Genomic DNA, 10,722 nt, shown 5'->3' with positions numbered 1-10,722 from the left:
GAAGGGTAGTGTAGGGAACTTATACCATTCCTTTGGCTCCTCCTCTCTCGTGTAGAGACTCATACTCTGTGATACAGAGCTCACCGTCCAAGAGGCCGAGGAGACAACATCTGAGAAAAGGATCAGATCCCCCGTCCTAGCTAGAGAATCCTGCTTCGGAGTATTAGGCAGAGGATACCCATAGCAGTGCATGTAGTCCCGGCGCATCGACTCTCCGATGATGATGACCACCGTCACACTATCCATCCCCTCTCTTCGCTCTATCTTCCCCAGATCAATATGCTTGAGTTGGGCTGTGTAGGTAGCTAGGTCTCTAGCGTCTTCTATACAATACATTGTCCCCTGGTACAGACGCTCGACGGGTGCCATATACAGGAAGCTCCTCGTCGCATGCTGTGCCGGACGTACAACCATAATAGTTAATGGTATGGGTAGTAGTAGGGCTGTGAGGAAGAGTCCGACTTGCCAACCACGCCCCGTAGCAGCCACCCGCCTCCTACCTACAGCGTAGAGTCCAAGCAGAGCTATGAGCACGATGAGAGGCAGGAGAAATACCTTATAGTTCAGATTAGCAAGGAAAGAAGATGCCTCGTTGGGATTAGTCGCTAGTATATTTAGAGCGATACTATCCGTGTAGACAGAGCTGTATGAATAGATGAGGAAGCTCTCAAAAAGCATTAGGAAAGCATAGACAGCCAAAGCTAGAGCCACCAGCACCTGACGTACTCTATTCCAAGGGAACAAGGAGATAAGAAGGACTGGGATAGCTGCCCAACTCAGGATACTAATCCCCTGGTAAACGAGCTCTCCCCCATAGGGATACCGTCCAGCATGAGCATAGTAGTAGAGCGCTGGGAATAGCTGCAGCGCCAAGAGAAGGCAGAAGAGGAGGCGTTGGCCATATAACCTATGGGCGTAGTCTCGCCAAAATGAAGGGAATCGTTTCGTCATATATAGTTAATTGATAAGCATTATTTTCTCGTTGCGCACAAAGGTACAGCAAGTATCTGACACTCACATATCATTAGCCCTCAGTCAGTCGGGTGGAGCTAAATGATAACATAAGCTAAGCCCCCAGCCTCGCTATCCCAATGCGATAGCGAGGCTGGGGGCTCAGTGTGTATGATGTGCGGGCCTACTATAAGCTCTTCTGACTGACGAGCTCGATCCACTCCTGGTTGGAGAGGTACCAGCGAACAGTGTGCTGTAGCCCTTCTTCGAATTGTAGGCTTGGTGTCCAGCCTAGCTCATCCTTGAGCTTGTTCGAGTCAATGGCATAGCGTAGGTCATGCCCAGCACGATCTGTAACGTAGGTGATGAGCTCTTCCGAGTAACCCTTGGGGTTGCCAAGAGCCTCATCTACGGTCTTAATCAGCAGGCGTACGAGGTCGATGTTGCGCCACTCGTTGAAGCCTCCGATATTATAAGTGTCGGCAACCTTCCCTTGGTGGAAGATAAGGTCTATGGCACGAGCATGGTCTATGACATAGAGCCAGTCACGCACGTTCTCCCCCGTACCATAAACAGGAAGGGGACGACGCAGGACAATATTCTTAATGAAGAGCGGGATAAGCTTCTCAGGATACTGGTAAGGACCGTAGTTATTGGAACAGTTAGAGATGATCGTGGGCAGACCATAGGTATCATGGAAGGCTCTCACGAAGTGATCACTAGAGGCCTTACTAGCCGAATAGGGACTATGTGGGTCATACTTCGTCTCCTCGGTGAAGAATCCTCCATCGAGCTCTAGCGCTCCATATACCTCATCGGTAGAGATGTGGTAGAAGTGCTTCCCTTCGTATCCCTGAGGGGTCTTTGACCAAACCTCCTTGGCAGCCTGTAGCAGACTAAGTGTACCTAGGACATTCGTCTTGGCGAAGATGAAGGGATCGGAGATGCTACGATCGACATGGCTCTCTGCAGCTAGATGGATGATGCCATCCACAGCATAGCGCTCGAGGATTCCACGCATACATTCGTAGTCACAGATATCCTCTTGGATAAAGGTATAGTTAGGTAGCCCCTCTATATCAGCTAGTGTCTCCCTATTGCCAGCATAGGTCAGCTTATCTAGGCAGAGGATATGGTAGTCGGGGTACTTCGTAGCGAAGAGGCGGACGACGTGTGAGCCGATAAAGCCTGCACCGCCTGTGATGAGTATAGTCTTCTGATAGTCCATTATTCGTTTGTTTCTATCGAGGTGAGTTGATTGAGGCAATCCTCGAGGGAGGTCTGCCAGTGAGGGAGCGTGAGGCCAAAGTCTCTCTTGAGCTTGGCCTTATCTAGTACACTGTAGGAGGGTCGAGTAGCTTTCGTTAGGTACTGCTCACTACGGATCGGATGTAGCTGACAGCTGTAGCCCATATGATGGCGTATAGCTTCAGCGAAGTCATACCATGAAGCCACACCCTCGTCGCTGAAGTGGTAAGTCCCCTCCTGCCGACTGTCCTTGTCCAGCTCTAGGTAGGATACAATGAAGCGAGCTAGGTCTCGTGCGTAGGTGGGAGTCCCGATCTGATCAAAGACAATGCTCAGCTCCTGTCGCTCCTGCATGAGACGACACATGGTCTTCAGGAAGTTCACTCCATAAGTAGAGTAGAGCCAAGAGGTGCGCAGTATGAGCGCTCTACACCCCGTACGGCGGATGGCATCTTCACCAAGGAGCTTGGTACGCCCGTACACACTCTGGGGACGAGGAGTCTCCTCTTCGGTAATCGGACGGTAGCTATCTCCACCGAAGACATAGTCGGTAGAGATATGGATGAGGTATAGGCCTTGAGCCTTGGCAAGAGCAGCAAGAGCAGCTACTGCCTGATGGTTGATACGGTCAGCCTCCTCAGGCTCATCCTCGGCACGATCGACTGCGGTATAGGCAGAGCAGTTGATGATGGTGTCGATATGATGATCCTGCACGAAGTGTTGTATAGCTAGCTGGTCCGTCACATCTAGCTCACTACGGCTCGCAAAGGTATAGTGCTGTGCACTCCCCTCTGCCGCTACTCGTAGCTCCTGCCCTAGCTGTCCACCAGCTCCCAGCACCAGGATACTACTCATAGATAAATGGTGTATCAAGGTCACTTAGGCATGGATGTCTAGCATCCTTGGGGGAGAGGATGATATCCTGCGAGGGAAGTCTCCAGTCAATAGCGAGCGTAGGATCATCCCATGCCACAGCACCCTCTGACTGGGGGGCATAGTAGCTATCACACTTATATTGAAAGATAGCCTCTGGGCTCAGCACACTGAAGCCATGGGCGAAACCACGAGGGATGAAGAGCATCCTATGGTTCTCCTCCGACAGCTCCACTGCGATATGCCTCCCATAGGTAGGTGATCCTCTGCGTAGGTCTACAGCTACGTCTAGTACACGCCCCTTAACGACTCGTACTAGCTTCGCCTGAGCATGGGGGGGCTTCTGGAAGTGTAGTCCTCTCACTACACCATAGCTCGATCGGCTCTCGTTATCCTGTACGAAGTGTACCGGTGTGACTAGACTAGAAAATACAGCTTCACTAAAGGCCTCGAAGAAATATCCCCTATCATCATGGTAGACCTTCGGCTCTAGGAGGACGACCTCGGGGATCATAGTCTTAATGATATCCATCTACTTTACTTTGTCTTCGATGAGACGGAGCAGATACTGCCCGTACGGATTCTTCATCATGGGCACAGCCACCTTCCTCAGGACATCAGCCGTGACCCAGCCCTGATGGTAGCCTATCTCCTCAAGACAAGCCACCTTCAGTCCCTGCCTCTTCTCAATTACCTCCACGAAGGTAGAGGCCTCAGCAAGGGAGTCGTGCGTCCCAGTATCGAGCCACGCAAAGCCACGACCAAGAGGCTCTACGAGCAGACGCCCCTGACGCAGGTACTCTTGGTTCACACTCGTGATCTCAAGCTCTCCTCTGGCGGAAGGCTTGACCTCGCTAGCTATCTTGACGACATCATTCGGATAGAAGTAAAGGCCCACGACAGCATAGTTGCTCTTAGGCTGCTGGGGCTTCTCCTCAATAGAGATACAGCGTCCCGTCTCATCGTACTCGGCCACACCATATCGCTCTGGGTCGTTCACCCAATAACCAAAGACCGTAGCCTCATTTGCTTGCTCTGCCCGCTGTACAGACTGAAGCAGGAGCTGAGTGAAGGACATACCATAGAATATATTATCCCCAAGCACAAGGCATACATTATCATCACCGATGAACTCCTTGCCGATGATAAAGGCCTGCGCCAACCCCTCTGGACGGGGCTGCTCTGCATAGGCGAAATGCACCCCATAGTCAGAGCCTTCACCGAGAAGTCGCCTAAAACTGGGCAAATCCTCAGGGGTAGAGATGATGAGTATATCGCGAATCCCTGCGAGCATGAGCACAGAGATAGGATAGTAGATCATGGGCTTATCATAGATAGGTAGCAGCTGCTTGCTTACCCCCTTTGTGATTGGATAGAGACGCGTACCAGCGCCACCAGCTAAGACTATTCCCTTCATACTTGAGATTAGATAGATATTCTACTGAGACTGAAGTAACAGCCACGAAAGTACAAAAAAGGGCACACTCTACCCATCGGAAGCTAAAGCCTACCCCCTCCTCTATCCGCCCTTCCTCTCCGCCCTATTGCTGGTGCGCGACGCAGGGTGCTCCAGAGTGCACAATCCCCTCTCCTCTAACTAGCTCTGTATCGCACATTTCGAGAGGCGATCAGCGAACATACCGAGAAGGGGATATCAAACATATAATGAACGCCTCAATCACCTATGTAAGGTGACCGAGGCGTTCATACCGAGAGCGCAAGTGCGCTCTCGGTATGAACGTTTTCGCCCTCTAGGGAAGACTGATACATAGGGACTTACGAGGGGGCGATCTCAGCCTCTCCTTTCCGAGGATAGAAGTACGACTTGCTCACACCTCTCCAGATCACGACGCCAAGGGCACAGAATAAGGGAAAGAGCACATACATCTGCTCTAGCTATTGCAGGAATGCAGAAGTTGTACTACCTTTGCGGTGTCAAAAGACGCTTCGAGCACTCTTCCTTAGCTCAGTCGGTTAGAGCATCTGACTGTTAATCAGAGGGTCCTTGGTTCAAGTCCAAGAGGAAGAGCAGGGAGGTCAAAACAAGATCTCGACACAGCATCCTGATCCCAAGGCTAGACAATAGCCTTGGGATCTTTGCTTTTTTAGGCGAGGATACACCCTCTCCCTTCTCATAAGAACACACCCAAGCACAGAGAAGACAGACAGACCAGCATAGTACCCAAAGAGCAAGGCATCCCCACCCGCAGCGAGAAAGAATGACTGAATCCCCCTTCTGAGGACTTCCCCTTTGTATCTCTACTACTCAGACTAGGCCAAGCCCTACTCCTATACATTATTATATATCTAGCTCGAGACAACGATATAGTTCCTTCTATACATTATTATATATAGAGGCACCCTCTGCATACCTTCTAGCCCATCCCATCTCCGTGAACGGATACCCCAAAACTCACCACATAGTATCCATTTTGAGTCCTAATGAGTCGTCCTAGTAGTGAGAGTGGGACGTATGGAGCAGTCTTCCTCGCCTCAGAAGAATAATTCTTAAGGGAAGCTATCCTCCTCTCTATCATGCACCTTAGCGAATAGTCCTAGCAAGACTTCCTATAGAACTTTCGGAAGTATTTGGTCAGTTCAAAAACTTGCATTACCTTTGCAGTGCAAAAGGGAAAGGCAAGCCACCCTGAAGCAAGATTGACATACTGCGGAAGTAGCTCAGTTGGTAGAGCATAACCTTGCCAAGGTTAGGGTCGCGGGTTCGAGTCCCGTCTTCCGCTCCACAAAAGGTTTCCATAGTTTTGATGTGTATTTGTTTGATGAGGCATTCTGAGATTACTTGTTAGTATCTTGGGATGTTTCCTCTTTTATACCCCCTGCTATCGCACCTTACCTATTGCCCTAGCCCTCGACACATAGCCCTGCAATAGGCCTCACCTTCGCCCTCCAGCTTACTGCCCCACCGAAGACTGCTATCCTACGGGATGCTAGACCGACCTGTATCGCCACACTCTAGTGCAGATAGAGCAAGGTGCAAGACACAAAGGAAGGAGAAAACGATAAGGTAAGGAGAACCCATATTAAGGGGAAAGTCACTATCTTTGTCTTAATAGAGCTAGCAGCACCCCTTCCATTAGCTGGGGAGGCAGAGCTAGTGAATAAGACTGAATAGAACAAAACAAATTAAACACCTAACAACAGAATGAAGAGATTATTGCTCCTAGCCCTAGGGCTTTTCGCCTGCGTACAGCTCTCCTTTGCCCAGAAGACCGTAGAGGCTGTACACCTCAAGAATGGTAGCGTCATCTATGGTACCATCATAGAGCAGATCCCAGGCCAGCGAGTAAAGATCCAGGCTCGTGATGGCTCTATCTTCATCTATACAGCCGATGAGATCAGCCGTATCACACGTGAGAAGGCTCCCCAGCAGGAGCGCCAGATCATCTACCTAGATCGTAACTACCCTCTCCTAGGGGCTCATGCAGAGCTTGGTATCACGGGCTTCGGTAAGGACATGCGTCTAGAGCTCCTACCCTCCGTAGGTGCCTACATCAACCGCCACATCTACCTCGGTGCTGGTATCGGTCTCAACTTCTCAAGCTGGAAGTATGCAGCTGATAGCAAGAGCTTCTGGCTCCTGCCCATCTACGCTCACGGACGTGGAATACTCCCACTCGGGACAGAGTACTTCACGCCCTTTGCTGACCTCAAGCTCGGCTACAGTGCAGGGCTAACGAACTCACAGCTCAGCGGGCTATACTTCTCTGCTGCTCTCGGAGTGGCCGTGAAGAAGTACACGTTCAGCATCGGGTACGGCTCTCAGTCTGTCAAGATCGGCACGCTCAATAATGCCACCACAACAGCTAACATGAGTGGCCTCTCCATCAAGCTAGGGGTGACCTTCTAGTCAAGCCCCCCTACCCATGGCATACACACCGCCCCAAAGGGGTGAGCGTGTATCCACCAGCCCCCACACGAGGACTAGCTCCTCCTGTGGGGGTTTACTTATACCTATTCCTTTACAATATCGTATCTTTGTGATTGCATAATTTTTTTGACAAGACGATCAATATGAGAAAGTATCTTGCCTGCATCGCGACGCTCTGCCTCCTCACCTCCTATCGTGGGGTAGCACAGCGTAGCAATGTACGTGCCGCTGATCGCCTGCTACAGAGTGAAAAGCCCAACTTCGCAGAGATCGATAGGCTACTCCGAGAGGCTGCAGCACACGAGGAAACGAAGAACGACCCCTATACCTACTATATCATGGGGCTCGTCGAACACAACAAATCCAAGGCTGAGTATCGTAAGCTCATCACCCCAGGGGTGGTCGGCGACACTGCGAGCATGTTCCGCTCTGTCGTGGCAGAGATCTACGGCTGGCGGAAGACCGACAGCCTAGAGCGTACCCCCGACAAGACTGGGCGCATCAGCCTAAAGTACCTCAAGAAGGTACAGGACTACGTGAAGGAGGATAAGGACAGGATCTACAGCGCAGGACTCTTCTGGCTTGACCGCAAGAGCTACCAGGAGGCAGTCAATGCCTTCACCGCAGCCCTTAGTGCCCAGCACATCCTCCTCCCCCTAGGCGAACAAAACTTACCCGCTGACTCCACGACAGCCAACCTCACCTACTACGCTCTAGTCTCTGCCTACACGGGTAAGCTCTACCCCGAGGTCATCCGACTGAGCCGGTACAAGGATCGAGCAGCCAACCGCAACGAGGTCTACCAGTTCGTCGCACGTAGCTATCTAGCCGAGGGGGATACCCTAGGTGCTATGCCCATCCTAGAGCGTGGGGCGGAGCTCTTCCCAGAGACCACCTTCTTCTTCGGGACGATGATCTCCATCCATCAGGCGCGCAAGGAGTACGACAAGGCCGTCGCCCTCATCGACCGAGCCCTAAAGGTCGCCCCAACGAACCCCAACCTCCTAGTACTACGAGGTAATGTCTACTTCCTAGCACAGGACTGGGCACGAGCCACAGAGATCTACAAGCAGGTACTCCAGCTCAGCCCAGACAACTATGATGCCCTCTTCAACCTCGGGCAGGTCTACTACAACAATGCAGTGACCCTCCTGTCCAAGCCCCTCAGCACCAAGCTCGATGAGCACAAGGCCAAGGAATACTTCCGTCAGTCACTCCCCCACCTAGAAGCCGCCTACAAGCGTTCTCCTGACCAAGTGAGAGATCTGCTGGGCAACGTCTACTACCGCCTAGGCCTAGAGAAGAGGTACGAAGAGCTCTATAACGAAGCGAAGAAATGAACCAACCATCCATAGCCCATCAGATACGTCAGTCCCTGCTCGACCGCTTTCTCAGCTATGTAGCGATCGACACCCAGAGCGACCCCAAGAGTACCAGCTATCCCTCCACAGAGAAGCAGTTCACCCTACTGCGCCTGCTACACGACCAGCTCCTAGAGCTAGGAGTCACCAGTGTGAGCCTAGAGCCCAAGGGATATGTCCTAGCACAGATATCTGCCACAGCAGGCTATGAGGATCGTCCTGCACTAGGGCTGATCGCACATGTGGACACGAGCCCTGACTTCTCTGGGCAGGATGTACACCCTCAGATCATCGAGGACTACGCAGGTGAGGCTATCCCTCTAGGTACGACAGCAGAGCTCACAGCACGAGAGTTCCCAGAGCTCATGGAGCTACTAGGGCACACCCTCATCACCACAGATGGGACGACCCTCCTAGGAGCTGACGACAAGGCAGGTGTGGCTGAGATCATGGAGGCTGTACGCTATATCATGGCTCACCCCGAGCTCCCACACGGCAAGATCTGCATCGGCTTCACACCCGATGAGGAGATCGGAGCAGGTGTAGATCACTTCGACGTGAAGAAGTTCGGAGCGGACTTTGCCTTCACTGTAGATGGAGGACGAGAGGGCGAATTGGAGTATGAGAACTTCAACGCAGCCTCTGCCAAGGTAGTCGCCACAGGGCGTAGTATCCACCCGGGCTATGCCAAGGGGAAGCTGGTCAATGCCATTGAGGTGATCTACCTCCTGCATGCCTCACTCCCCCACTATGCACGCCCCGAGTTCACGGAGGGCTATGAGGGCTTCTACCACTTGACCCACTTCAGCGGTGACGTAGAGCGTGCAGAGGCCGAGTACATCATCCGTGACCATAACCGTGGCCTCTTTGAGGAGAAGAAGACCTACCTCGAGCAGATCGCAGCCGAGATCAATGCCGCCTACAAGCGTCCTGTCATACAGGTAGAGATCAAGGATAGCTACTACAATATGTATGATCAGGTAGCGCCACATGCTGAAATGATCGAGCGTGCCAAGCAGGCTATGACCCTAGCAGGTGTCACCCCTCGTATCTCTCCCATACGAGGAGGGACTGACGGGGCACGTCTCTCCTATATGGGACTACCCTGCCCCAACCTCTTCACCGGTGGAGCGAACTTCCACGGCAAGTATGAGTATGCCTCACTAGACACGATGTGTCGTGCGGTAGAGACGCTCGTTCACCTAGTCACCGAAGCCTAGTGAAAGGACCAAAGAGACGTATCGCACTGCTGGGCTCGACAGGCTCTATCGGGACGCAGGCCTTAGATATCATTCGAGATCATAGGGAGGAGTTTGAGGCTACGCTTCTCGTAGCACGTAGCAGTGTGGACCTACTGATCGCACAGGCTCGGGAGTTCCATCCACGTGCTGTCGTGATCGCAGACGAGAGCCTATACGTCCCCGTCCACACAGCCCTATCTCCCCTCGGGATAGAGGTCTATGCTGGTAGTACGGCTATCGAGGAGGCTGTCCAGCACCCCGATATAGACATCGTACTGACAGCTATGGTCGGCTATGCGGGGCTACGCCCTACGATGGCTGCAATCCGTGCGGGTAAGACCATTGCGCTGGCGAACAAGGAGACCCTCGTCGTCGCTGGTGAGCTGATTATCCGAGAAGCAAAGGCTCATCAAGCGCGCATTATCCCCGTAGACTCGGAGCACTCGGCTATCTACCAGTGCCTCGTAGGGGAGGGTGAGGGCACGGAGTCCTCAGTCGAGAAGATCCTACTAACGGCCTCTGGAGGCCCCTTTCGTGGCTATAGCGCCACAGAACTCGAGCAAGTCACCGTAGAGCAAGCCCTACGACATCCCAACTGGGTCATGGGAGCCAAGGTCACGATCGACTCAGCCTCGCTCATGAACAAGGGACTTGAGATGATCGAGGCTCGTTGGCTCTTCGACGTTAGCCCCGAGGATATAGAGATCCTGGTGCATCCACAGAGTATCATTCACTCGATGGTGCAGTTCCATGACGGCTCGATCAAGGCTCAGCTCGGTCAGCCAGATATGCGCCTACCGATTAGCTATGCCTTAGGCCTGACAGAGCGTGTAGCCAATAGCTACCCTCGCCTAGACTTCACCCAGTACAGCTTTACCTTTGAGCGCCCCGATATGGAGACGTTCCCAAACCTTGGACTAGCCTATGAGGCGATCCACCGAGGAGGGACAGCACCCTGTGTGCTCAATGCAGCCAATGAGATCGCCGTAGCTGCGTTCTTAGAGGGGCGCATAGGCTTTAGGCGAATGAGTGAGCTGATAGAGCATGCGCTCACCACCCACACCACCACTCCGCACTACGACCTCGAGAGCCTAGAGGGGATAGACCTAGAGGTACGTAGGCACAGCACAGAGTGGCTAGCAAGACATTAGAATTCCCC

At 52.6% G+C, this 10,722-nt stretch carries 9 protein-coding genes and 2 tRNA genes; 6 read left to right on the top strand and 5 right to left on the bottom strand.

Going from position 1 to position 10,722, the window contains the following annotated elements; all coding sequences use genetic code 11:
• The 5 genes from QZ554_RS03955 to rfbA all read right to left on the bottom strand — a co-directional run.
• Positions 1–951, bottom strand: a 951-nt coding sequence (locus tag QZ554_RS03955) for a sulfatase-like hydrolase/transferase (protein WP_297194572.1), incomplete at its 3' end; no start/stop codon positions are given.
• Between the two features lie 187 nt (positions 952–1,138).
• A complete protein-coding gene (gene rfbB, locus QZ554_RS03950; protein WP_297194571.1) occupies positions 1,139–2,179 on the bottom strand; it encodes a dTDP-glucose 4,6-dehydratase in 1,041 nt (346 codons plus the stop codon).
• Positions 2,179–3,054 (bottom strand): dTDP-4-dehydrorhamnose reductase, encoded by an 876-nt coding sequence (gene rfbD / locus QZ554_RS03945; protein ID WP_297194570.1) that lies wholly within the window; start codon positions 3,052–3,054, stop codon positions 2,179–2,181. Before rfbD ends, rfbB begins: the two co-directional genes overlap by 1 nt.
• Positions 3,047–3,604: a dTDP-4-dehydrorhamnose 3,5-epimerase gene (gene rfbC, locus QZ554_RS03940; protein ID WP_297194569.1), complete on the bottom strand. Its 558-nt coding sequence runs from the start codon at positions 3,602–3,604 to the stop codon at positions 3,047–3,049. Before rfbC ends, rfbD begins: the two co-directional genes overlap by 8 nt.
• A complete protein-coding gene (gene rfbA / locus QZ554_RS03935; protein WP_297194568.1) occupies positions 3,605–4,489 on the bottom strand; it encodes a glucose-1-phosphate thymidylyltransferase RfbA in 885 nt (294 codons plus the stop codon).
• A 538-nt stretch (positions 4,490–5,027) separates the two neighbouring features.
• Between rfbA and QZ554_RS03930 the strand changes: the two genes are divergently transcribed.
• From QZ554_RS03930 to QZ554_RS03905, 6 genes are all read left to right on the top strand, one after another.
• Positions 5,028–5,101 (top strand) — tRNA-Asn (locus QZ554_RS03930).
• Between the two features lie 639 nt (positions 5,102–5,740).
• Positions 5,741–5,816 (top strand) — tRNA-Gly (locus QZ554_RS03925).
• 419 nt (positions 5,817–6,235) lie between these two features.
• On the top strand, positions 6,236–6,940 hold the full coding sequence (locus tag QZ554_RS03920; RefSeq protein WP_297194567.1) for a hypothetical protein: 705 nt from the start codon (positions 6,236–6,238) through the stop codon (positions 6,938–6,940).
• Between the two features lie 164 nt (positions 6,941–7,104).
• A complete protein-coding gene (locus QZ554_RS03915) occupies positions 7,105–8,301 on the top strand; it encodes a tetratricopeptide repeat protein (protein WP_297194566.1) in 1,197 nt (398 codons plus the stop codon).
• Positions 8,298–9,542, top strand: a complete 1,245-nt coding sequence (gene pepT, locus QZ554_RS03910) for a peptidase T (protein WP_297194565.1) — start codon at positions 8,298–8,300, stop codon at positions 9,540–9,542. Before QZ554_RS03915 ends, pepT begins: the two co-directional genes overlap by 4 nt.
• A complete protein-coding gene (locus QZ554_RS03905; protein ID WP_297194563.1) occupies positions 9,542–10,714 on the top strand; it encodes a 1-deoxy-D-xylulose-5-phosphate reductoisomerase in 1,173 nt (390 codons plus the stop codon). The genes pepT and QZ554_RS03905 overlap by 1 nt, the downstream gene beginning before the upstream one ends.
• The last annotated feature ends 8 nt before the right edge of the window (positions 10,715–10,722 follow it).

The sequence above is a fragment of the uncultured Porphyromonas sp. genome, assembly GCF_915070105.1.
GTDB lineage: Bacteria > Bacteroidota > Bacteroidia > Bacteroidales > Porphyromonadaceae > Porphyromonas.
This window is presented reverse-complemented; position numbering and strand designations above follow the sequence as displayed.

Coding starts and splice junctions, on each gene's coding strand:
- rfbD (WP_297194570.1), bottom strand. CDS start 3,054: ATGAGTAGTATCCTGGTGCTGGGAGCTGGTGGACAGCTAGGGCAGGAG.
- rfbC (WP_297194569.1), bottom strand. CDS start 3,604: ATGGATATCATTAAGACTATGATCCCCGAGGTCGTCCTCCTAGAGCCG.
- QZ554_RS03915 (WP_297194566.1), top strand. CDS start 7,105: ATGAGAAAGTATCTTGCCTGCATCGCGACGCTCTGCCTCCTCACCTCC.
- rfbB (WP_297194571.1), bottom strand. CDS start 2,179: ATGGACTATCAGAAGACTATACTCATCACAGGCGGTGCAGGCTTTATC.
- rfbA (WP_297194568.1), bottom strand. CDS start 4,489: ATGAAGGGAATAGTCTTAGCTGGTGGCGCTGGTACGCGTCTCTATCCA.
- pepT (WP_297194565.1), top strand. CDS start 8,298: ATGAACCAACCATCCATAGCCCATCAGATACGTCAGTCCCTGCTCGAC.
- QZ554_RS03920 (WP_297194567.1), top strand. CDS start 6,236: ATGAAGAGATTATTGCTCCTAGCCCTAGGGCTTTTCGCCTGCGTACAG.